Source organism: Ruegeria sp. BC2, assembly GCF_056539245.1.
Genome location: NZ_JBQFUQ010000003.1, coordinates 30,552 through 52,215, shown reverse-complemented (window position 1 = coordinate 52,215; position 21,664 = coordinate 30,552). Strand labels below are relative to the sequence as shown.

Sequence of the window (21,664 nt, the reverse complement as noted above, 5' to 3'; positions counted from 1 at the left end):
AATGACCGCCAGCCTCATCAACCGAAAAGCTGAACCGATGCAGGACACATTGATCTTTGAACGCCGGTCGCTGAACGCGGCAAAATGGGCCAGCCTGTTCATGGCGGGCGCCGGGGTTGTGGCCGGGTTTCTGGCAAACTCCGATGCGCTGTTGCTGGACGGGCTGTTCTCGGGGCTCAATTTCGCAACGGCTGTGGTGGCGGGATGGGTCGCCGCCTCGATCCGGCGCGCTCCGGACCAGAACCGCCCCTTTGGATACGAGATCGACGAATCCGTCTTCGTAATGTTCCGCAGCCTGCTGTTGTTCGGGATCATCCTGATGGCAGCCGGTTCGGCGGTGAACCGTCTGCTGGCCTATGCCAAGACGGGCGAAGCCGCGCCGGTGGTTCTGGAATGGATCCTGATCTATGCCGGCTCGATGGCGGCGATCTGTCTGACGCTTTTCGCCTATCATCGCTGGAACTGGCGCCGCACCGGCAAAACCAGCGATCTGCTGCGGGTCGAGTCCCGGGCCGCGATGGTCGACGGGGTGCTGAGCCTTGGGGCCGGGGCGGCGTTTTTCGTGATCAACCTGCTTGAGGGCGGGCCGCTTGCCGGTCTGGTTCCGGTGTCGGATGCGCTGGTGGTGTTGTTGCTGTGCCTAGCGTTGCTGCCGCAGCCCATCAAGGTGTTTCTGGGCGCGCTGCGCGATATCGTGGGTGTGGCGCTGCCGGCCGATGCCCGGGCCGAGATCATTGGGCAGGCCCGCCGGATCTGTGCAGACAGCCCGTTTCAAGTGCTGGACGTGGCGACGGTGCGCAGCGGGCGGGCGCTGTTCCATCTTGTCTATCTGAAACCCGCCGAATCCGTGACGATCGAAGCCTTCGAGGCCGTCCGCGACCGGCTGGCCCAAGCCGCAAGCCCGGGCCGGGTCGCGTTGACGCTGGCCTCCGACCCGCCCTTTGGTCGGGCCCCGCGCGTTCAGTAGTCGGCAACCAGCAGGAATTCGGGCGCGGTGTCTTCCTCGATCGTGGCAAAGCGCGGGATCGGCTGTTCGAACACGTTGTCGGTGCGGTCGTCATTGACGGTCGAGACCTCGCCGATCAGACAATCGCCCTTTTCCGCCCAGAAGGCGTGCCAGATGCCGGGCATCAGCGTGACGCTTTCGCCCGGTTTCAGGCGCAGATGTTCGCCCGGCTGGATGGTCACCGGGCAGGCGTCGCTGGGTACGGTGACGGGGGTGTCGCGGTCGATGCTGCCATCGGGGGCCGAGGCGTAGATCTCCATCACCAGATCGCCGCCGCCGCGGTTGATGATGTCTTCGGCCTTGACGATGTGGCGATGCATCGGCGACAGCTGTTTGTCGCGCGAAATCAACAGCTTCTCGGCATAGAGCATGCCCCTTCCTGCGCTCAGGTCCTTTTCGTCGCCATTGCGCAGGGTGAACAGGAACAGGCCCAGTTCGTCGAACCTGCCCTGGCCGTAATCGGTGATGTCCCAGCCAAGGCCACGGGCGCGGATGCCGGCGGCCTGCGGGCTGCGCATCTGCTCGGGCGTCCAGTCGGCAAAGGGCGGCAGCGCAAAGCCGAACGAATTGATGAAGGCCTGCGCCTCGGCCTTGATGCGGTTGATTTCGGATCGTTTCATATCGGTGCTTTCGATGACTTACAGCTCGTGTGCCCAGGGCGGGTTGGCCCCGGCGCGGGATACGGTGACGGCAGCAACCTTGCCGCCCAGTTCCAGCGCGGCGCGCAGGTCGTCGGGCGAGATCGCACGGAGCGCCTGTTTGGTCAGCAGCCCGGCGCGGTGCAGTTGCGCCAGAACCCCGGCGTTGAACGTGTCGCCCGCGCCCACCGTGTCGACCACCTGAACCGGCGTGACCGGCACTGAAACCGTGCGGCCATCGGCCAAATACCCGGTCGCGCCCTGGCTGCCGCGCGTGACGATCACCACGGCGGGGCCGGCCTGCAGCAGCAGCGGCACCTTTTCTTCCAGCGTTTCAGGGCCGGGGACGATCCAGTCCAGATCTTCGTCCGAGACCTTGACGATGTCGGCCTGCGCGATCATCCGGTTCAGCCGGGTGCGATAGCGGGTCTGGTCCTGGATGAAGCCGGGGCGGATGTTGGGGTCGATCATCACCGCGCGCTCGGCCCCGTGACGGTCCAGCAGGGCGGCATAGGCATCGGCGCAGGGCTCGCAGGCCAGGCTGATGCCGCCGAAATACAGCGCCGAGGTCGCGGTCAGCTGGTCCGGCATGTCCTCGGGGCGCAGCATCCGCCCGGCCGAGTTTTCATCGACGAAGGAATAGGTGGCGTGCCCGTCCTGCAGTTGTACGAAGGCCAACGTGGTCGGACGGTCCGAAAGAACAACCTGCGAGCCATCCACATGACTGTCTTTCAGGGCCTGCGCCAGTTGCTGGCCGAACATGTCGCGCGACAACCCGGTCAGCATTCCGGCAGGCGCACCCAGCCGGCCCAACGCGATGGCGGTGTTGAACACCGCCCCGCCCGAATGCGGCACGAAACCTTGCGCGCCCGAAACCGTCGGCTCCGCGATCATGTCGATCAGGGCCTCGCCACAGCACAGGATCATGTCCCGGCTCCTTCCTTCTGCAAAGATCTGGCGGTGAGTTTACCGCGCGAGCGCATTTTTGCAGAAGTTGTTAGCGCCAACAATGCCAAATTCGGCCTGTTCCGACACATAAACGCCAAAGCCCTGCCGCAGCGCGTCGAACCTGCCTCCGGCGTTGAAGGCCGCCAGGAAGTCGTTGCCGAACAGCCAGCGGTTCTTCTCGGCCACGCCGCCCACCAGGAAGACGCCGCCCGTGGGCATCACGGTCACGGCCATGTCGCCCATCACGGCGCCCAAGTGGGTGGTGAAGATCTGCGCGGCGCGCATGGCGAGCGGATCGGATCCGTTCTGCGCTGCCTGCAGGATGTCCTTGGCGGGCAGGACGGGCGTGTCGGGCTGGCCCGCGGCCATGCCCGCGGCGCGGTACAGGATCGGCAGGCCCGTACCGCTGAGGAACATCTCGGCCTCGAGCGTCAGGCTGTCGCCAAAGAAGCACTCGGGCGCGATCCGGCGGGCGGCTTCGAACACGTCCACCTCGTCGCGGGTGCGTGGGGACAGGCCCACATGGCCGCCCTCGCCCGAGACGGTGTGATAGTGGCCTTCGGAATACAAAAGCGCGCCGACGCCCAGCCCAGTGCCGGGGCCGACCACCAGTCGGGTGCCCTTGGGCGGGGTCGGGTCGCCCTGCAGGGCCTGCACGTCATCGCGGGTAATCTCGGCCACCGACCACGCGGCGGCGGTGAAGTCGTTGATGACAAAGGTATGGTCCGCGCCGGTGGCTGTTGCGATGTCGGCCTCGGACAGGTCCAGATTGGCATTGGTCAGGCGGATCGTGCCATTGCGCACCGGGCCGGCGCCCGCGGCGACCACGGCGCGCGGCGGCGTTCCGATCTCGGCACACAGGTCGTGCAGGGCGGCCAGAAACTCGGGCAGGGTTCCGGTGGGCGATTTGCGCAGATCGGTGAGCGTGCCATTTGTGACGACCCCCAGCCGCGTGTTGGTGCCGCCGATATCGGCCACCAGGTTCCAGTGGTCGTGCATCGCGCCCCTGGGCTGTGCCATCGGAACCGAGATCGGATCGCCCTGGGCCAAAGCTGTCTGCATCGCGCGGAACGAGGCCTTGGGGCGCCGTTCAAGCGTGTCGAAATCGACATCGACCAGGCCGAACCGCTTTTCGTATCCCAGCGCCCATTCGTAATTGTCCAGCAGCGACCATATGAAATAGCCCTTGACCGGAACGCCTTGATCCAGCGCGTCCTGCACCGCCGACAGATGCTGATTCAGATAGTCGATGCGGTCGTCATCCTGCTGCCGCTCGGGGCTGGCCATGCCGTTTTCGGTGACATAGATCGGCAGATCGCCCGTGTAGTCCCGGGCCGTACGGGTCAGGAACCGGGTCAGCGCGCTTGGCTCGATCTCCCACCCCATCTGCGTCTTGGGCAGGGGGCCGGGGACCTCTTGCAGACTGGGCCAGGGCGTGTCGGCGGGCGCGATCAGCTTGCGGGTATAGTAGTTCAGCCCGCACCAGTCGACCGGCGTGCCGATCGTGTCGAAATCATCCTGCCAACCATCGGGCAGGTGGGCCTGCAGCCCCTGCAGGACGTTCTCGGGGTAGGCCTTGTTGAACACGCCGCCCAGGAAGAACCGGTTGTAGATACCGTCATACATATCGGCGGCCGCGCGGGCCTCGGGGGTATCATCGGCAGGTTCGGCCCATTCCAGGTTGAACACCGCGCCCAGGTTGGACATGCCAAGGCCCCGCATCGCCTGAATCGCGCGGCCGTGGGCCAGAAGGACGTGATGCATGGCGCGGGCCGTGGCGCGGATGTCGCGCAGACCGGGGGCGTGGTGGCCTTCGAAATGGCTCAGCCAGCTGACGCACCAGGGCTCGTTGATCGGGGCGACGCTGTACATGCGGTCGCCGATGCGGCCCATGATGATCTCGGTGAAATCGGCGAACCAGTCGGCGATGTCGCGGTTGCGCCAGCCGCCCAGATCGGCCAGGGCCGAGGGTAGCTCCCAATGATACAGGGTGGCGCAGGGGCGGATGCCGCGTTCCAGCAGGGCGTCGGCCAGCCGGTCATAATAGTCCAGCCCGGCTTGGTTCACCGGCCCGCGCCCTTCGGGCAGCACGCGCGCCCAGCTGGTGGAAAAGCGATAGCAATCGAACCCGGCCTCGTGGATCAGGTCGAAATCCTGTTCGAACCGATGCAGGTGGTCGCAGGCCAGATCGCCATTTTCGGCACGCACAACGTTGCCGGGCGTGGCCGCGAAACTGTCCCAATGGGTCGGGCCGGCGCCGCCCTGTGCGTGGCCTTCGATCTGATAGGCCGAGGTTGCGACACCAAAGAGAAAGTCTTTGGGGAAATCAGCGCGGGAGTATTTCATGTTCAGAACCTGTTGGGGGCGGGACCAGTCGAGCCGCCGACTACCAGTTCGGCTTCGAGCAATCTAGTCTTGGCCGGGTCGTGGGGCGCGCGGATGCGCTCGATCAGCATCTCGGCGGCCAGTTCGCCGGCGTGGCGCACCGAAGACCGGGTGGCGGTAAAGATCGGAACGTCCTGCCCGTTCTTCAGATAGGACAGGTCGTCGTCATGTGCTATCACCGACACGTCGCGGCCCATTTTCAGCCCGGCCTCGTCCAGCGCGCGCCGCACCCCGATCGCCGAGATCATCGACGAGGTCAGGATCGCGGTCGGCGGATCGTCCAGCCGCAGCATGTCGCGGGTTTCGTGATGGCCATAGACTTCGGTCATCTCGGCGCTGCGCATCAGGGCCGGGTCGGGCGACAGACCGGCTTGTTTCAGCGCCTCAAGATACCCGTCGCGGCGCCTTTGGGCAAAGTCCATGTCTTCCAGACCGTTGATCAGCGCGATCCTCCGGTGGCCCAGGTCGATCAGAAAGCGGGTCGCGCGCAGGAACGAGCTTTTGTTGTTCACGTCGATCCAGTCATAGGGCACGCTGACGCCGGTCGACCGGCCATGCACGATGAACGGCACCTGCATCCGGGTCAAAACCTCGATCCGCGGCTCGTTCACCTTGGGGCCTTGCAGCACCACGCCGTCGACCGCACCGCGTTGGAACAGGCTGCGATAGGCGGCTTCGATCGAGGTGTCGTCGGCATTGGTGAACATCATGTCATAGCCGTGCTCGGCATATTTCTTGACCGCGCCGGCGACGAAATCGCCGAAGATCGGGTTCACCATCTCGTGGCGCGACGAGCTGGGGATCACGTGGCCAATCACCATCGACCGACCCGTCGCCAGCCCCTTGGCCCGCGCGTTCGGCCGATAACCATGTTTGGCCGCCGCCGCCTGAACCCGCATGCGTGTCTCTTCGTTCACCTCTGGGTAACCGTTCAGCGCGCGGCTGACCGTCGTCTGTGACAGACCCAGGATCTGAGAGAGCTGTTTGAGGTTCATAGCGGTTTCAAAAGGCTTTCAATTCTTGTGTGCGCCCTGTTGTGTGGGGATTTGCGGCTTGCGTCAAGTTGTTTTGCCATTATCCGCGATACGTCAGGAAAACATGGACGCAGTCTGCCTGCGCCGAAATCTAGTCATTGACAGGGCCAACATGTTAGCGGATAACGGCCGCATTCAAAGCGCTTTGAAAACTGAGTCTCACACGCGCGGATACAGTTGGGAGGAAAATCAATGAAACACTCGCTTTTGGCAGGTGCGGCCACGTTTGCCCTGATGGCGGGCGCGGCCCAGGCCGAAAAGGTCACCGTGTTCGGCCCGTGGCTTGGCCCGGACCAGGAGAATGTCGAAAAGGTGCTGGACGGCTTTGCCGCGGCCACCGGTCATGAATATGCCTATGTCGGGTCGGACAGCTTCGAGCAGCAGATCCGCATCGACGCCGAGGCCGGGTCGGCCCCGAACATCGCCGTGTTCCCCCAGCCGGGTCTTGCAGCCGATATGGCCAAGGCCGGGTTTCTGACACCGCTTGCTGACGGGACCGCCGACTGGATCCGGGACAACTATGCCGCGGGCCAGTCTTGGGTCGATCTGGGCACCTATGCCGGCCCGGACGGTCAGGACCACCTGTACGGCTTCTTCTACAAGGTCGATGTGAAATCGCTGGTCTGGTACGTGCCCGAGAACTTTGAGGACGCGGGATATGAAGTTCCAACCACGATGGAAGAGCTCAAGGCCCTGACCGACCAGATCGTCGCCGATGGCGGCACGCCCTGGTGCATCGGTCTGGGGTCGGGTGGCGCAACCGGCTGGCCTGCGACCGACTGGGTCGAGGACATGATGCTGCGCACCCAATCCCCCGAGGATTATGACGCGTGGGTTGCCAACGAGCTGAAGTTCAACGATCCCAAGGTCGTGGCCGCGATCGAGGAATTCGGCGCATTCGCCCGCAATGACGACTACGTCGCCGGTGGGGCAGGTGCGGTTGCGACCACTGATTTCCGCGACAGCCCCAAAGGCATGTTCAGCTCGCCGCCGCAGTGCTACATGCACCGTCAGGCCTCGTTCATCCCGGCCTTCTTCCCCGAAGGCACGGTCGTGGGTGAAGATGCGGACTTCTTCTACTTCCCGGCCTATGAAAGCAAGGATCTGGGCAGCCCAGTTCTTGGCGCGGGCACCCTGTGGGCAATCACCAATGACAGCCCCGCCGCGCATGACCTGATCGCCTATCTGCAGACGCCCGAGGCGCATGAGACCTGGATGGCGCTCAGCGGCTTTTTGACCCCGCACAAGGGTGTCGATACCTCGGCCTTCTCGGATCCGACGCTGAAGAAGATGAACGACATTCTTCTGGGTGCGACCACCTTCCGTTTTGACGGGTCTGACCTGATGCCGGGCGCGGTTGGCGCAGGCACGTTCTGGACGGGCATGGTCGACTATGCCGGTGGCAAACCCGCGCAAGACGTGGCGGACGAGATCCAGGCGTCTTGGGACGCGATCCAATAAAGCCATGAAACCGGGCAATCCGACCTCAGGGTTGCCCGACCCATTGTCGCCAGGGAGGGTGACATGCATCCCGCATTGCAAGGTCTGCTGACGATCGCCATCGGCGTATCCGGCTGTGTTGGTTACTTCTACTTGTCCAACCAGTTTCTGGACAAGATTCTGTTTCCGCCGCGCGGCCCGAACGCCGGACGCAACATCAATCGGGCGAACATGGTCCGGCCATGGTTGTTTCTATTGCCCGCTCTGGTCGCGCTGGGGCTGTACCTGGCCTACCCTGTGGTGGAAACGCTACGCCTGTCCCTGACCGACCGGGTGCCCGGCGGCGGATACGAGTGGGTGGGTCTGGACAACTACGCCCAAATGATGGGAGAGCCCAAATTCTGGGAAGCGATGCGTAACAACATGCTGTGGCTGATCGTGGTCCCGGCGCTGTCGACAGCATTTGGCCTGTTGGTCGCCCAGCTGACCGACCGCATCCGATGGGGCAATGTCGCCAAATCTCTGATCTTCATGCCGATGGCGATCTCGTTCGTGGGCGCATCGGTGATCTGGAAGCTTGTCTATGACACCCGTCCGGTCGAGCAGGACCAGATCGGCATGCTGAATGCCCTGTACATCTTCTTTGGCGGAACCGACCCGCAGACCTGGCTGACGATCCCGTTCTGGAACAATTTCTTCCTGATGATCGTGCTGGTCTGGATTCAGACGGGCTTTGCCATGGTGATCCTGTCGGCGGCCCTGCGCGGCATTCCCGAAGAAACGGTCGAGGCCGCCATTCTGGATGGCGCCAGCCCGTTCCAGATCTTCTTCAAGATCAAGGTGCCGCAGATCAAGACGACGATTCTGGTGGTGTGGACCACGATCACCATCGTCGTGCTGAAGGTGTTCGACATCGTATTCGCCATGACCAACGGCCAGTGGGAGACACAGGTCTTGGCCAACTACATGTTCGACAAGCTGTTCCGCGCCAATGACTGGGGCGTGGGTTCGGCCTCGGCCATGGTCATCATGCTGCTGGTGACGCCGATCCTTGTCTGGAACGTGCGCAACGCGCGCAAGGAAATGGAATAGGAGGGCGCGTCATGAGTGAGATCGCAGGAACCCGCCCGGCGCTCAGATGGGCCGTACATGCCTCGGTTCTGTTTCTGGTGGTGCTGTGGGTGGTGCCCACGCTGGGCCTGTTCATCTCGTCGTTTCGCACGGCGGACCAGATCGCGACCAGCGGCTGGTGGCGGGCGATTTTCCCGTCCGAGCAGAACCTGACGCTGCGCAGCGCCGCGCCCGACACCCAGGTGCAGGAAAACGGCCTGTATGTGATCGAGGGCAACCTGTTCGACGCCGGAACCAAGGCGCGCATCTCGAAATGGGGCATCAGCTCGCGCGAGATCGATGCGTTTGAGCCGGGCCAGACGGCCGAACTGCGCAAGGGCGGTACGATCACCGTTCAGACCAATGGCGACTACCGGATGGAGAACATCGAGGAATTCACCGGCAGCCGTGGGTCGCGCGTCTTCGTGACCGCCGAGTTGCCGCCCGAGTTCACGCTGGACAACTACCACAAGGTCCTGCTGGCCGAGGACAGCACTGACAGCATGGCCAAGGCGTTCTTCAACACGTTGACAGTCACGATTCCGGCCACGATCATTCCGATCCTGGTGGCGGCTTTCGCGGCCTATGCGCTGGCCTGGATGGATTTCCCGGGCCGTGCGCTGTTGATCGCCGCGGTGGTCGGTCTGCTGGTGGTTCCCTTGCAGTTGGCGCTGATCCCGCTGCTGAAATTTCACCTGAACATAGGCATCGGCAAAGGGTATCTGGGCGTCTGGCTGGCCCATACCGGCTTTGGCATGCCGCTGGCGATCTATCTTCTGCGCAACTACATGGCCGGGCTGCCCCGCGACCTGATCGAGAATGCGCGGGTCGATGGCGCCACCGAATTTCAAATCTTCACCAAGCTGATCCTGCCGCTGAGCTTTCCGGCGCTGGCCTCGTTCGCCATCTTCCAGTTCCTGTGGACATGGAACGACCTGCTGGTGGCCAAGGTGTTCCTGATCGACGCATCCGGCGAGACTACCGTGATGACCAACAGTATCGTCGAGCTTCTGGGCACCCGTGGCGGCAACTGGGAAATCCTGGCTACGGCCGCATTCGTGTCGATCGCGGTGCCGCTGGTCGTCTTCTTTGCAATGCAGAAATATCTGGTCCGCGGATTGCTGGCCGGTTCAGTCAAATAAGGGCGTGTGATGAACGTGCAGAACAACGTGGACCTCAAGCACTCAACCAAGACGGCGTCCGACTGGTGGCGCGGCGGCGTGATCTATCAGATCTACCCGCGCAGCTTTCAGGACAGCAACGGCGACGGCATCGGAGACCTGCGGGGCATTACCCAGCGGCTGGATTACATCGCTGGTCTGGGGGTCGATGCGATCTGGATCTCTCCCTTCTTCAAGTCGCCGATGAAGGATTTCGGGTACGATGTCAGCGACTATCGCGCCATCGATCCGATGTTCGGCACGATGGAGGATTTCCAGACGTTGCTGGACCGCGCCCATGGTCTGGGTCTGCGGGTGATGATCGACCTGGTTCTGTCGCATACCTCGGACCAGCATCCGTGGTTCGTCGAAAGCCGCAGCAACCGCGAAAACCCCAAGGCCGACTGGTATGTCTGGGCCGACCCCAAGCCTGACGGGACCCCGCCCAACAACTGGCTGTCGATCTTCGGCGGCTCGGCCTGGCAGTGGGATACGCGCCGGCAGCAGTATTACCTGCACAACTTCCTGACCTCGCAGCCGGACCTGAATTTCCACAACCCCGATGTGCAGGACGCGCTGCTGGACGTCGCGCGGTTCTGGCTGGACATGGGCGTTGACGGGTTCCGACTGGACACGATCAACTTCTACTTCCACGACGCGCAACTGCGCGACAACCCGGCGCTGCCGCTGGATCAGCGCAACGCAACCATCGCGCCGATGGTCAACCCCTACAACCATCAGGACCACCTGTATTCCAAGAGCCAGCCCGAAAACATCGCCTTCCTGGAACGGCTGCGCGCCCTGACCGATCAATATGACGGTCGCGCCTGTCTGGGCGAGGTTGGCGACGCACAGCGCGGGCTTGAGATCATGGGCGAATACACCCGTGGCGACAAGCGCATGCACATGTGCTATGCCTTTGAATTTCTGGAAAAACGCCGCCTGACGACAGAATACACCAAGCATGTGTTCGACCAGCTTCTGTCCAAGGCCGGCGACGCCTGGCCGTGCTGGGCGTTCTCCAACCACGACGTGCAGCGCCACGCCTCGCGCTGGGATCTGGACGAGGCCGGCATCCGGCAGCACGCGGTTCTGATGATGTGCCTGCGCGGCTCGGCCTGCCTGTATCAGGGCGAAGAGCTGGGCCTGCCCGAGGCCGACGTGCCCTTTGAGCGCCTGCAGGACCCCTATGGCATCGAGTTCTGGCCTGAATACAAGGGCCGCGACGGCTGCCGCACGCCCATGGTCTGGGCCGCGCAGGACGAACAGTCGGGCTTTACCACCGGTGCGCCCTGGCTGCCCGTCAGCATCGCGCAGGCCGAGCGCGCCGTGGACCGGATGGACGCCGACCCGCAGTCGGTGCTGAACCATTATCGCCGCGCCATCGCTCTGCGCCATGAATATCCGGCGCTGATGTCGGGCACCCAGTCCGACATGCGCGAAACCGGCCCGATCCTCAGCTTCCTGCGCGAGGATGATACCCAGCAGGTGTTCTGCGCCTTCAACCTGGGAGATGGCGCCGCGGAAATCGACCTGCCCGAAGGCAACTGGCGCTGCATCGGTCAGGATCTGGGCGCTGTCGAGGCGCAGGGCAGCGCCACGCTGGCGCCGTCGCAATTCTGCCTGATGGTCCGAGAGAAAGGGTAACCCATGTCCGAGCTCAAGCTGACCGATGTCGCCAAGACCTATGGCAATGTCGATGTCCTGAAGGGCATCAACCTCGAAATCGAGCGCGGCGAGTTGATCGTGTTCGTCGGCCCTTCGGGCTGCGGCAAGTCCACCCTGCTGCGGATGATCGCGGGGCTGGAACGCATTTCGGGCGGGACGCTGGAGATCGAGGGGCAGGTGATGAACGACGTGCCCCCGGCACAGCGCGGCATCGCCATGGTGTTCCAAAGCTACGCGCTGTATCCGCACATGACCGTGCGCGAGAACATGGCCTTTGCCCTGAAGATCGCCAAGATGCCCGCCGATCAGATCGACGCGGCGGTAAACCGCGCGGCGCAGATCCTGCAGCTGGAACCGTTTCTGGACCGGCTGCCCAAGGCCCTGTCGGGCGGTCAGCGACAGCGGGTCGCCATCGGCCGGGCTATCGTGCGCGACCCCAAGGTCTATCTGTTCGACGAGCCGCTGTCGAACCTGGATGCCGCCCTGCGGGTGGCCACGCGGATCGAGATCGCGCGCCTGAAAGAGGCGATGCCTGACAGCACGATGATCTATGTCACCCACGACCAGGTCGAGGCGATGACCCTGGCCAGCCGGATCGTGGTTCTGGCCAACAAGGGTATCGCGCAGGTCGGCACGCCGCTGGAACTGTACGAGACGCCTGACAATGAATTCGTGGCCCAGTTCATCGGCTCGCCCGCCATGAACCTGCTGCCGGGCACGATCACCGGCACCGGTGCCACCACGACCGTCGCGCTGGACTGTGGCGGCACGGCAGTTTCGGCCATCCCGACCCAGGACGCCGACACCGGCAAGAAGGTCAACGTGGGTGTGCGCCCCGAGGATCTGGTGGTCGCCGACGGTGACCCCATCCTGACCGGGACCGTGGACTTTACCGAAGCATTGGGCGAGGTGACGTTGCTCTATTTCGCGAAAGCCCCCGGCGCCGAGTCGGTGATCGGCAAACTGCCGGGCATCCATCGTGGCTTGCGTGGCCAGACGGTTTCGGTGACTGCCGCGCCGGAGAAGATCCACCTGTTCTATGACGGCCGGTCAATGCGCAAATAGCTCGGACCGCGTCGTGATTCTGGTCTGAATTTGTCGCAAATCGTTTTTTGCGGCTGAAATGATGCGCACCTATTAGGCGGATGCGCAAAAAATTCGCGTGATCACCCTGTGTGACATGAGGCCAGTTCCGATGCGCCGCTAGGTATCGTCGGCCCTTTTGATATATGATCCTCGCGCGAATTCCCGCAGAGTCGCGCCCTGTTTGGGCGGGCTCCGGGCTTGGTCTTCCAAGGGAACTGGACCTAAGAATTTCGCAAACTGTCACTTTTTGGACTGACGGGGCGACCGCAAAACTCTAACGTGACGCACGGATAAAAAACAAAACTCAGTCCAAACACGGGAGAAACACGAATGACCAAATCGTCAAACTTCAGCCGTCGTACGGTGTTGAAAGGGGCCGGCGCCGCAGCGCTGGCGGCACCTCTGTACAGCAAAAGCGCCCTGGCATCTTCGGGCGAAGTCAACATCCTGATGTGGTCGGATTACCTGCCGCCCAGCTTCATCGAAGAGTTCGAAACCCTGACCGGGATCAAGGTGAACTACACCGGTATCGGCTCGAACGAAGAGATCATCAACAAGATGAAGGCCACCAAGGGCCAGGGCTTTGACATCGTTTCGCCGACCAACAACCGGTCGCTGCAGTGGGAGCCGCTGGAGCTTCTGCAGCCGTTCGACATGAACAGGGTTCCGATCGACAAGGTCAACCCGGCGATGGCCAAGATCGGCACCGATGCTTGGAACTTCGGTGACAGCGGCGCGCATTGGCTGCCGCATATCTGGGGTACCGAAGGCATAGCCTATCGCACCGACCTGTGGCTGCCCGAAGGCGACGCTCCGTCCTATGGTGATGTCTGGTCGGAAGAAAACGCCGGCAAGACCATGGGTCGCGCACATTCGATGATGCTGGGCGCGGGTCTGTACATGGAGCGCATCGGCGAGATGGAGCCCGGCTCGGTCTGGGCCGCATATGGCGACGAAGACACCATGCGCAAGGTCTGGGGTCAGATCACCGACTGGTGTATCGCCCGCAAGGACCGGATCAAACTGATCTGGAACGATGCCGACACCCAGAAGAACGGCCTGCTGAACGAAGGGGTTGTCGTCGGACAGACTTGGGATGGTCCGCCGCTGGCACTGAAATCCGCTGGCGAACCGGTGCACTACCAGGCTCCGGTCGAGGGTGCGATGGCTTGGGTCGACGGCATGTCGATGCCGACCGGCGCAACCAATATCGACCAGGTCTACGCCTTCATCGACTTCGCCTATCAGGCCAAGCCGGCCGGTGTCGCGATCGACAGCCACGGCTATAACTCGCCGGTTCTGGGTGCCGACCAGTATTCGGGCGACACCTACAAGAAGAACTTTGCCGAGGCCTATCCGGGCGACTCGCTGGCCAACCTGAACCCGTGGCCTGCCGAAGCACCTTGGTACGCCGAGACCCGGACCGAGTTCGTCAACAAGTTCAAGAGCGCCTGATCGCCTTGAGATCGCGCCCCTCGCGTTGTCGCGCGGGGGGCCTTTGGACCCCGCACGCGTTTGCCCCGCGTGACGGACAACGATGCGGTGCGGCCTGAAGCTGCATCACAGGGAGATACCAAAAATGAGTGCAGGGATCGGAGTCGATCTGGAAAACCTGTGGATCCGCTTCGGCGATTTTGTCGCTGTGCGAGATGCGAACGTGAACATCAACGGCGGCGATTTCTTTTCGTTCCTGGGGCCCTCGGGCTGCGGCAAGACGACGATTCTGCGCGCGGTGTCCGGGTTCTTGGAGCCCAGCGAAGGCAATGTGCTGATCGGTGGAAAGAACATGAAGGGCATCGGGCCGAACAAGCGCCCGACCGCGCTGATCTTTCAGAACCTCGCACTGTTTCCGCTGATGAAAGTGTGGGAGAACATCACCTTCTCGATGGAGATCAAGGGCGCCAGCGCTGCCGAGCGCCGCAAACGCGCGGATGAGCTGCTGGACATGATCGCGCTGCCGGGCCAGGGCGACAAGCTGCCCAGCGAATTGTCGGGTGGCCAACGCCAGCGTGTCGCCATCGCGCGCGCCCTGTGCGCCGAACCGGACGTGCTGCTGTTGGACGAACCGCTGTCGGCGCTGGACCTCAAGCTACGCCAGCACATGCGCACCGAACTGCGTGAGATCCAGCAGCGTGTGGGCATCACCTTCATCTACATCACCCATGACCAGGGCGAGGCCCTGACCATGTCGGACAACATCGCCGTGATGCGCGCTGGCGTGATCGACCAGATCGCCGATGGCAAGACCATCTACAACGACCCGACAACCGCTTTTGCCGCCTCGTTCGTGGGCGAAAACAACGTCTTCCGCGGCAAGGTCAAAAGAGTGATGGGCGAAGAGGCCCTGATCTCGACCAACCGGTCCGGCGATCTGGTGGCGCGGATATCGACCGCCAATCAGGGCAAGTTGGCCGAAGGTGACGACGCCATGATGTTCATCCGACCCGAGGCGTTCTCGATTGCGCCCGAGGGGACGAGCGGCGATCACTTCGTCACGGCGCGGGTAACCCACGAGGAATTCGAAGGCAACGTCTTCAACATCTTCACCGAAGGAGAGGGCGGCAAGGAGATCAAGGTCTCGATCCCGAACCACGGGCAGTCGTTCAAAGATCACACCGGGCAGAACATCACGCTGGAATACGAAACCCGCAACGCGGTTGTCGTTCCGGCGGGTGAGCTGGCTGCGGAATAAGGAGGCCCGACGATGCCTGGCTTCCTCAGGGACTTCTTCAACCGCAACGGTTTCGGCATGGGGCTCGCGATTCTGGGACTTGTCCTGTTCTGGACGATCGGCCTGATCATCCTGCCGCAGCTGTCGATGCTGGACTTTTCCTTCCGTCCCAACCTGCCGCCCCCAGAAATCGGCGGCCCCAAGGACGTGTACACGCTGGAGAACTACAAATATTTGATCTACGGCCCGGAAGGCGGTAGCCAGTCCTACAACGCCGTTGATCTGCGCGTTTTCTTCCGGACGTTGATTGCCGCGGTCTGCGTGACGGTTTTCAACCTGATCATTTGCTATCCGATTGCTTATTACCTGGGTCAGTCCAAGGGCAATCACATCCGTATCTTCGCGATCATGCTGATCATCCCCTATTGGATCAACGAGATCCTGCGTGCCTTTGCGCTGCGCATCATCTTCGGAGAGACGGGTGTTTTGAACACGCTGTTCGTCGGATTGGGGATCTGGGACACGCCGTTCGATTTCATCCGCAACGACATCGCGCTCTATGCGGGCCTCGGCTACGCGTACATCCTGCTGATGATCTTCCCGATGTACAACGTCATCGAAAGCCTGGATGGAAACCAGATCGAAGCTGCGCGCGACTTGGGCGCTCCGTGGTGGCGGATCCACTGGAGGGTGGTCATCCCCTATGCCAAGCCTGGCATCAGTTCCGGCTGTACGATGGTGTTCATGCTGTCGGCCGGTGCGCTGGCCGCACCGCAAATCCTGGGTGGGCCGTCCAGTCTGTGGTTCACGCAACTGATCTATCAGCAGTTCAATGACAACAACGACTGGCCACAAGGCGCGGCCTACGCCATCGTTCTGCTGGTCACCTGTATCCTGTTCGTGCTGGCAATGATGCGCCTGTTCAAGGTGAACATGGGGGATATCGGGAAATGAACATGTCCTTCCTCCGTATCAGCATCTGGGTCTATCTGGCGATCTTCTTTGCCTACCTGCTGGGTCCCTTGGTGATCATGTCGATCACCGCCTTCAACTCGTCCGGTTTCCCGCGCATGAGCCCGTGGGAATGCCTGACCTTCCAGTGGTTCGGCGAGTTGTTTCAGGACCAACGCATCCTGAACGGCATCAAGAACTCGTTGATCATCGGCGCGGGAACCGTGGTTCTGTCGGTGGCGATGGGCTTGGCTGGAGCGCTGATGCTGACCCAGATCTGGCCCAAGCTGCGCGCCACCTACTACACGATCATCATCGCTCCGATCCTGATCCCGGGCGTTGTTCTGGGTATCTCGACGCTGGTCTTCTGGGACCGGATCAACCGGATGCTGGGGCTGGGTGCCGACAGCTTTTTGTCGAACGGTGTTTTCCTGACCGTGATTGGCCAATCCACCTTCATCGCCAGCTATTGCATGTTGGTTCTGGTGGCCCGGCTGCAGCGATATGACCTGGCGCTGACCGAGGCGGCACTGGACCTTGGTGCAACGCATGCACAGGCGTTTCGCAAGATCCTGCTCCCGTTCATGCGCCCGGCGATTGCTTCGGCGGCGGTGCTTGCGTTTCTTGCCTCGTTCGAGAACTACAACACCACCACCTTCACGTTCGGCGAATACCCGACACTGACAATCGAACTGGCTCAAAAGGTGCGCTACGGCATTACACCTGCGATTTCGGCGCTGGCCTTTATCATCGTGGCGCTGACCGTGTTCTTCGCCCTGTTGAACGAAGCCAAGTTGAAGCGTCAGGAATTGGTCGCCGCCGCGCGCAAGGAAGCCACGGTCGAGGAGCTGGCGGGCAAGATCAAGTTGCCCAGCTTTTTCTCGGGGAACATGGCGGCCGTGCTGCTGGTCATGTTTGCCGTGGCAACGATCACTGTCGTCGGGACGGCCATGGCCTACAACCCGGCCCAGTGCATCGCGGACGTCAAGGAAGAAAAGCGTCTGGAAGCTGAACAGCGCATTCAGGAATTGCGCAAGCAACGCGAGGAGCAGCGCAAGCAGCGCGAGGCCGAGCAAGGCGACGCGCAGCAATCCACGCCCAAACCGTCGAACAACAGCGGTTTTGGCAATGTGTTCGCTCCGAACACATTGGGTGGTCAGGACGACGAAAGCTCAGCCGAGCCTGACGATCAGCCTTCGGGCAACAGTGGGTTCGGCAACGTCTTCGATCCAAACAGTCTGAAGACCGACGAGTAGGAAGAAGCGCCTACCAGAGCACCACATCCGCCCGGTTCAGGTTCATTCCTGGCCGGGCGGATTGCGTTTCAGGATAGCGACTCCGCAGGCAGCAATGCTGTGGCCGTTCCAATCCACCGGTGTGGCGTTGTAGTTGATCAGGAAGTCATGGGTCGCGGTCTCGCGCCGCCGCAGGCCGGGCGGCAATGGGTGCAGGGTCAGCCCGACTTTCTGCGCCGCCATCTCAACGATCCGGTCCCACAGGTCTTCGTCCGGGAACCCGGCCAGATACCAAAGCTGGTCACCGCCCTTGAGCGCCGGAGTCCCGTCTTCGAAAGTCAACAGATCGGGCGCGTTGCCGGTCAGCCGCTCGACCCAGTGTTGCGCCGCTCCGCCGCCCTGAACCGGGCGGGTGATCTCGGGCGGCAGGGATTCCACCAGCGCCACGTCGCAGTCCAGCGCTTGCAGGCCAGGGCGGCCCTGGGCCGGGATCTGGAAATCAGCAGTGATTGCCCCGGTACGCGGGCCCAGAACCGTCAGTTTCGCGGCCGCCCGCAGGCGGTCGGCCAGCGCGTCGTCCAGCGTTGCCAGTCCGGGGGCGAGGATCAGATCATAGTCGGCGTCGTCCAAGCCCGAGGCCAGCACGACATCGACCGACAGCCCGGCGCGGCGCAGTGCGCGATAAGCGGAAAACACCAGCCGAAAATAGTTGAACCCAGCGCCCTGCGGCTGGGTCGCCCAGGCCCAGTCCGACGGATAGTCGAACATGATGGCCACCCGCGCCTGCACCGGTTCGACCGGTCCCAGCGCGGCCAGATCTTCGGCCGTCTGCTGCGCCTCGGCCAGACCTGGGGCGGGGCGGTTGTTCGGCGTCAGCAAGCCCGCGTGCATCTGTTCCTGCGCAAAAGGCGCCTGCCGCCAGCGGAAATAGCTGACCACCTCGGCCCCGTGGGCCACGGCCTCGAGCGACCAGAGCCGCACCATGCCCGGCAGGGGGGCCGGGTTGTAGGGCGCCCAGTTCACCGGTCCGGGCTGCTGTTCCATCACCCACCAGCGGCCGCGCCCGACGGCGCGGTACAGATCGTGGTGAAAGGCCTGCATGTCCGGGTCGCCCTGCTGCAGAAAGGCCGTCTTGTGCGCCGCGTCAGCCTCGAGCCGGTCGGACAGGAACCCGATCGGGTAGCTGTCCCAGGTGGCGATATCCAGATCGGCGCCCACCTCGAAATGGTCGAAATCCAGAACCCGGCCCATGTAGTTGTGCAGCAGCGGCGCGTCGGTCAGGGGCCGCAGCGCCTGAACCTGGGCCCGGTTGAAGGCCGCCACCTGATCCGAGCTGAACCGGCGGAAAGCCAGAACATGCGCGGGGTTGGGTTCGGTCACGGTCAGGTTGGGCAGGTCGATCTGATCGAAATCGCCGTATTCCATCGACCAGAACACGTTGCCCCAGGCCGCGTTCAGCGCCGCGACCGAGCCATAGCGTTCGGCCAGCCAGCGACGGAAGGCCTGCCGGGCAGGCTCGCCGTAGCTGACGGTGGTGTCGTGGCAACCATATTCATTGTCGATCTGCCAGGCGGCCACATGCGGGTTGTGGCCAAAACGTTCGCCCATGATCCGGGCGATGCGGACGCACTCGTCGATATATCCGGGATGGCTGAAACAATAGTGACGGCGCGAGCCAAACTTGCGCGGCTGCCCGTTTACATCCACCGCCAGCATGTCCGGGTGCCGGTCCAGCATCCAGCGCGGCGGCGTGGCGGTTGGGGTTCCCAGCACCACCTTCAGCCCGGCCGCACCAAGGGTTTCGATGGCCTGATCCAGCCAGTCGAATGTCAGCCGGCCCGGTTCCGGCTCCATCCGGCTCCATCCGAATTCGCCGATCCGGACCCAGCGCAACCCGGCCTTGACCATGCGCGCGGCATCTTCGGCCCACAATTCTTGCGGCCAATGTTCGGGGTAATAGCAAACGCCAAGTTCGGGGTTCATAGGATGACTCTGTGTTCCGCCTGACCTTGGCCCGCGTTTTCGGCGGCAAAGGTCATTCCGTTGGTGGGGTGCGATGCGATAGTGTCCGCATCCAGCCCTTCACGGGCCGAGGTGCAGAACAGCGTCGTCAGATCCGGTCCGCCGAAAGCGGGGCACGAGGTATGGGCCGCCGCGAAAGGCAACGCGCGCAGAAAGGTTCCGCTGGCGTCATAAGCCGCAACCCGCGCCGCGCCCCATTGCGCGAGCCACAGGTTGCCCGCGGCATCGACGACCGCGCCATCGGGGTTCAGACCCTCGGCGCGCAGGTCCAGAAACACCGCGCTGTCGCCCTCGGGCCAGCCGGTTTCCGGGTTCAGGCCCCAGCGCCGCACCTGCCCTGTGGCCGTGTCGCAGAAATAGGCGCAGGACCGGTCGGGCGCGAAACTGATCGCGTTCGAGATGGTCACGTCCGGCACCAGCTGCCGCAGCTCACCCCGCCACAAGCGATAGATCGCCCCCGCGCCCCGTTCCGCGCGCTTGCCCATGGTGCCGATCCAGAAACCGCCCCACGGATCAGCCCGCCCGTCATTCGAGCGGGTCACCGGGTTGTCGGTCTCAAGCGCGATGATGCGGTCCTTGCGACCGGTCTCAAGCCCGAACGTCCACAGCCCGGTTTCCGACGCGATCAGCAGCGTGTCGCGGTCGATCCAGCCTGCGGCCGAGACGTGCTCGGCGAAATCCCAGCTTTGCGGGCCATCCGCGTCGCGGGTCATCAGGCGCTTGTTGACGATGTCGAACCAGAACAGCTGTTGCCGTTCTGGATGCCACAGCGGGCCTTCGCCCAGCTCGCACGGGCGGTCGTCGAAGACCTGGCTCATCGCGTGGCCTCGTCATAGGCGGAGACGATCCGGCGGGCGTTCTCGGCGATCTGGTCCACGGACATGCCAGGTTTGAACAGGGCTGAGCCGATGCCGAAACCGTCGGCCCCAGCCTTGAGCCAGTCGCCAAAATTCTCGGGCCCCGCGCCGCCCACGGCATAGACCTGCGTGCCTTTGGGCAGGATCGGGCGCATCGCTGCCAGCCCCACCGGTCCGGCCATCACCCCGGGAAACAGTTTCAGCCCGGTGGCTCCGGCGCGCAGGGCGACGAAGGCCTCGGTCGGGGTATAGATACCGGGCCAGCTTTGCAGGCCCAGATCCACCGTACGCGCGATCACCTCGGCATCGCAATTGGGCGATACGATCAGCTTGCCGCCCACGGCGGCCACCTGTTCGACTTCGTCCACGGTCAGGACGGTTCCGGCCCCGACCAGCGCGCGGTCGCCGATCGAACGAGCCAGGCGGCCGATGCTGTCCAGCGGGTCGGGCGAGTTCAGCGGCACCTCGATCCGGTCGATGCCGGCGTCCAGAATGGCCTGGCCGACGGCCTCGGCCTGCGCTGGGTCAAGCCCGCGCAGAATGGCGATGATGGGGCGGCTCATGCGGTTTGCCTCGTGAGGGTGCGGGCCAGCAGCAGACCGGCCAGCGTGGCCTGGGTCGCGTCGGCGGTTTCGACGAACGCGCCCTGTTGCTGCAGCGCGGTGGCATAGATGTTCGACAGGGCCTCGGCCCCGATGATGGCCAGTTGCTGACCCAGCCAATAGGGGCGGGTGGCGGCCAGCTCGGCACCGATCAGCGCACCGGACAGGCGGGCGCGGGCGGTGGCCGGATCCTGCCCGTGCAGCAGGTCGGCGGCGCGCAGCCCGAACAGCCGCCCGGCCAGTTGCTCGGGCTTGGACAGCGTGTCCGCCACGGCCGTGGCAAAGGCGTCGTCGTCCCAGCCGTCGCCCACCGAATGTTTCAGCACCGAGTGCTGGCCCAGCAGATCGAACAGTTCACCCGTCATGAAGGTGCGGAAGCTGACGACCTCGCCGGCGCTGACCTGCACCCATTTGGTGTGGGTGCCGGGCAGGCAGATCACACCATCCCAATGCGGGCGCGTGGACAGGTAGCCGGCGATCTGGGTTTCCTCGCCACGCATCACGTCGGCGGGGTCGTCCTGTTTCAGGCCGGGTACCACGAAGGCGCGGATGCGTGGATCGGTGCCGGGCACGCGGACCGGAACGGTCGAGATCGGCTTGGCCGGCACCGTCACATAGGGCGCCTCGACCCAGCCTTGCCGGGCACCGACCATGCCGCAGGCGATCACGTCGACGGGCGCCGCGCCCAGCCAGCCCTGGACCAGCGTCAGCAACGCGTTCTGGAACTGATCTCGACCCAGCGTTGCCATGCCCCGGTCGCATTGGGCGTGGTCCAGCACCGTGTCGCCCTGCATCGCCCAGGCGCGCAGATGCGAGGTGCCCCAGTCTACTGCGATCCACTCGGTGTTCAT

At 63.5% G+C, this 21,664-nt stretch carries 18 protein-coding genes and 1 pseudogene; 10 read left to right on the top strand and 9 right to left on the bottom strand.

Annotation, left to right across the window (positions count from 1 at the left end):
• Position 1 precedes the first annotated feature (1 nt).
• Complete coding sequence (locus ACR0CU_RS13525; protein WP_170448293.1) at positions 2-967, top strand: cation efflux transmembrane domain-containing protein; 966 nt, start codon at positions 2-4, stop codon at positions 965-967.
• Here the strand turns inward: ACR0CU_RS13525 and ACR0CU_RS13520 are convergent.
• The 5 genes and pseudogenes from ACR0CU_RS13520 to ACR0CU_RS13500 all read right to left on the bottom strand — a co-directional run bounded on the left by ACR0CU_RS13520 (position 961) and on the right by ACR0CU_RS13500 (position 5,972).
• Positions 961-1,626, bottom strand: a complete 666-nt coding sequence (locus ACR0CU_RS13520) for a D-lyxose/D-mannose family sugar isomerase (RefSeq protein WP_170359737.1) — start codon at positions 1,624-1,626, stop codon at positions 961-963. The genes ACR0CU_RS13525 and ACR0CU_RS13520 overlap by 7 nt on opposite strands.
• An 18-nt stretch (positions 1,627-1,644) precedes the next feature.
• On the bottom strand, positions 1,645-2,571 hold the full coding sequence (locus tag ACR0CU_RS13515) for a carbohydrate kinase family protein (RefSeq protein ID WP_170367402.1): 927 nt from the start codon (positions 2,569-2,571) through the stop codon (positions 1,645-1,647).
• 39 nt (positions 2,572-2,610) lie between these two features.
• Entirely contained in the window at positions 2,611-3,591 is a 981-nt protein-coding gene (locus ACR0CU_RS13510) for a glucokinase (protein ID WP_254437619.1), read from the bottom strand.
• Positions 3,592-3,639: 48 nt separating this feature from the next.
• Positions 3,640-4,938, bottom strand: a pseudogene (locus ACR0CU_RS13505) (GH1 family beta-glucosidase); the annotation flags it as partial.
• A 2-nt stretch (positions 4,939-4,940) separates the two neighbouring features.
• The gene (locus ACR0CU_RS13500; RefSeq protein WP_170448289.1) at positions 4,941-5,972 is read right to left on the bottom strand and encodes a LacI family DNA-binding transcriptional regulator; all 1,032 of its coding nucleotides are present in this window, start codon (positions 5,970-5,972) and stop codon (positions 4,941-4,943) included.
• 231 nt (positions 5,973-6,203) lie between these two features.
• Between ACR0CU_RS13500 and ACR0CU_RS13495 the strand changes: the two genes are divergently transcribed.
• The 9 genes from ACR0CU_RS13495 (at position 6,204) to ACR0CU_RS13455 (ending at position 17,353) form a co-directional block, all read left to right on the top strand.
• Positions 6,204-7,472 carry an ABC transporter substrate-binding protein gene (locus ACR0CU_RS13495; RefSeq protein ID WP_170366000.1) on the top strand — a complete coding sequence of 423 codons (1,269 nt, stop codon included), beginning with the start codon at positions 6,204-6,206 and terminating at the stop codon, positions 7,470-7,472.
• Between the two features lie 63 nt (positions 7,473-7,535).
• Positions 7,536-8,543 (top strand): carbohydrate ABC transporter permease, encoded by a 1,008-nt coding sequence (locus ACR0CU_RS13490; RefSeq protein WP_170359279.1) that lies wholly within the window; start codon positions 7,536-7,538, stop codon positions 8,541-8,543.
• A gap of 11 nt (positions 8,544-8,554) precedes the next feature.
• Positions 8,555-9,703: a carbohydrate ABC transporter permease gene (locus tag ACR0CU_RS13485; protein WP_170525809.1), complete on the top strand. Its 1,149-nt coding sequence runs from the start codon at positions 8,555-8,557 to the stop codon at positions 9,701-9,703.
• A gap of 9 nt (positions 9,704-9,712) precedes the next feature.
• On the top strand, positions 9,713-11,368 hold the full coding sequence (locus tag ACR0CU_RS13480) for an alpha-glucosidase (protein ID WP_170448284.1): 1,656 nt from the start codon (positions 9,713-9,715) through the stop codon (positions 11,366-11,368).
• Positions 11,369-11,371: 3 nt separating this feature from the next.
• Positions 11,372-12,454 carry an ABC transporter ATP-binding protein gene (locus tag ACR0CU_RS13475; RefSeq protein WP_170448282.1) on the top strand — a complete coding sequence of 361 codons (1,083 nt, stop codon included), beginning with the start codon at positions 11,372-11,374 and terminating at the stop codon, positions 12,452-12,454.
• A 351-nt stretch (positions 12,455-12,805) separates the two neighbouring features.
• The gene (locus ACR0CU_RS13470) at positions 12,806-13,930 is read left to right on the top strand and encodes an extracellular solute-binding protein (protein ID WP_170341229.1); all 1,125 of its coding nucleotides are present in this window, start codon (positions 12,806-12,808) and stop codon (positions 13,928-13,930) included.
• Positions 13,931-14,054: 124 nt separating this feature from the next.
• The gene (locus ACR0CU_RS13465) at positions 14,055-15,167 is read left to right on the top strand and encodes an ABC transporter ATP-binding protein (RefSeq protein ID WP_170341232.1); all 1,113 of its coding nucleotides are present in this window, start codon (positions 14,055-14,057) and stop codon (positions 15,165-15,167) included.
• Between the two features lie 12 nt (positions 15,168-15,179).
• Complete coding sequence (locus tag ACR0CU_RS13460; protein WP_170391631.1) at positions 15,180-16,100, top strand: ABC transporter permease; 921 nt, start codon at positions 15,180-15,182, stop codon at positions 16,098-16,100.
• Positions 16,097-17,353: an ABC transporter permease gene (locus ACR0CU_RS13455; RefSeq protein WP_170448280.1), complete on the top strand. Its 1,257-nt coding sequence runs from the start codon at positions 16,097-16,099 to the stop codon at positions 17,351-17,353. Before ACR0CU_RS13460 ends, ACR0CU_RS13455 begins: the two co-directional genes overlap by 4 nt.
• Before the next feature lie 42 nt (positions 17,354-17,395).
• Here the strand turns inward: ACR0CU_RS13455 and ACR0CU_RS13450 are convergent, their stop codons facing one another.
• The 4 genes from ACR0CU_RS13450 to ACR0CU_RS13435 are packed head-to-tail and all read right to left on the bottom strand — an operon-like array spanning position 17,396 to position 21,664.
• On the bottom strand, positions 17,396-19,315 hold the full coding sequence (locus tag ACR0CU_RS13450; protein WP_170448278.1) for a beta-galactosidase: 1,920 nt from the start codon (positions 19,313-19,315) through the stop codon (positions 17,396-17,398).
• Complete coding sequence (locus ACR0CU_RS13445) at positions 19,312-20,172, bottom strand: SMP-30/gluconolactonase/LRE family protein (protein WP_480643221.1); 861 nt, start codon at positions 20,170-20,172, stop codon at positions 19,312-19,314. Before ACR0CU_RS13445 ends, ACR0CU_RS13450 begins: the two co-directional genes overlap by 4 nt.
• Positions 20,169-20,774 carry a 2-dehydro-3-deoxy-6-phosphogalactonate aldolase gene (locus ACR0CU_RS13440; RefSeq protein ID WP_170448273.1) on the bottom strand — a complete coding sequence of 202 codons (606 nt, stop codon included), beginning with the start codon at positions 20,772-20,774 and terminating at the stop codon, positions 20,169-20,171. Before ACR0CU_RS13440 ends, ACR0CU_RS13445 begins: the two co-directional genes overlap by 4 nt.
• Positions 20,771-21,664: a 2-dehydro-3-deoxygalactonokinase gene (locus ACR0CU_RS13435; protein WP_170448271.1), complete on the bottom strand. Its 894-nt coding sequence runs from the start codon at positions 21,662-21,664 to the stop codon at positions 20,771-20,773. The genes ACR0CU_RS13440 and ACR0CU_RS13435 overlap by 4 nt, the downstream gene beginning before the upstream one ends.

What these genes read in the sequence shown, in the direction of transcription:
- ACR0CU_RS13525 (WP_170448293.1), top strand. Translation starts at nt 2, where the DNA reads ATGACCGCCAGCCTCATCAACCGAAAAGCTGAACCGATGCAGGACACA.
- ACR0CU_RS13520 (WP_170359737.1), bottom strand. Translation starts at nt 1,626, where the DNA reads ATGAAACGATCCGAAATCAACCGCATCAAGGCCGAGGCGCAGGCCTTC.
- ACR0CU_RS13515 (WP_170367402.1), bottom strand. Translation starts at nt 2,571, where the DNA reads ATGATCCTGTGCTGTGGCGAGGCCCTGATCGACATGATCGCGGAGCCG.
- ACR0CU_RS13510 (WP_254437619.1), bottom strand. Translation starts at nt 3,591, where the DNA reads ATGCACGACCACTGGAACCTGGTGGCCGATATCGGCGGCACCAACACG.
- ACR0CU_RS13500 (WP_170448289.1), bottom strand. Translation starts at nt 5,972, where the DNA reads ATGAACCTCAAACAGCTCTCTCAGATCCTGGGTCTGTCACAGACGACG.
- ACR0CU_RS13495 (WP_170366000.1), top strand. Translation starts at nt 6,204, where the DNA reads ATGAAACACTCGCTTTTGGCAGGTGCGGCCACGTTTGCCCTGATGGCG.
- ACR0CU_RS13490 (WP_170359279.1), top strand. Translation starts at nt 7,536, where the DNA reads ATGCATCCCGCATTGCAAGGTCTGCTGACGATCGCCATCGGCGTATCC.
- ACR0CU_RS13485 (WP_170525809.1), top strand. Translation starts at nt 8,555, where the DNA reads ATGAGTGAGATCGCAGGAACCCGCCCGGCGCTCAGATGGGCCGTACAT.
- ACR0CU_RS13480 (WP_170448284.1), top strand. Translation starts at nt 9,713, where the DNA reads ATGAACGTGCAGAACAACGTGGACCTCAAGCACTCAACCAAGACGGCG.
- ACR0CU_RS13475 (WP_170448282.1), top strand. Translation starts at nt 11,372, where the DNA reads ATGTCCGAGCTCAAGCTGACCGATGTCGCCAAGACCTATGGCAATGTC.
- ACR0CU_RS13470 (WP_170341229.1), top strand. Translation starts at nt 12,806, where the DNA reads ATGACCAAATCGTCAAACTTCAGCCGTCGTACGGTGTTGAAAGGGGCC.
- ACR0CU_RS13465 (WP_170341232.1), top strand. Translation starts at nt 14,055, where the DNA reads ATGAGTGCAGGGATCGGAGTCGATCTGGAAAACCTGTGGATCCGCTTC.
- ACR0CU_RS13460 (WP_170391631.1), top strand. Translation starts at nt 15,180, where the DNA reads ATGCCTGGCTTCCTCAGGGACTTCTTCAACCGCAACGGTTTCGGCATG.
- ACR0CU_RS13455 (WP_170448280.1), top strand. Translation starts at nt 16,097, where the DNA reads ATGAACATGTCCTTCCTCCGTATCAGCATCTGGGTCTATCTGGCGATC.
- ACR0CU_RS13450 (WP_170448278.1), bottom strand. Translation starts at nt 19,315, where the DNA reads ATGAACCCCGAACTTGGCGTTTGCTATTACCCCGAACATTGGCCGCAA.
- ACR0CU_RS13445 (WP_480643221.1), bottom strand. Translation starts at nt 20,172, where the DNA reads ATGAGCCAGGTCTTCGACGACCGCCCGTGCGAGCTGGGCGAAGGCCCG.
- ACR0CU_RS13440 (WP_170448273.1), bottom strand. Translation starts at nt 20,774, where the DNA reads ATGAGCCGCCCCATCATCGCCATTCTGCGCGGGCTTGACCCAGCGCAG.
- ACR0CU_RS13435 (WP_170448271.1), bottom strand. Translation starts at nt 21,664, where the DNA reads ATGAACACCGAGTGGATCGCAGTAGACTGGGGCACCTCGCATCTGCGC.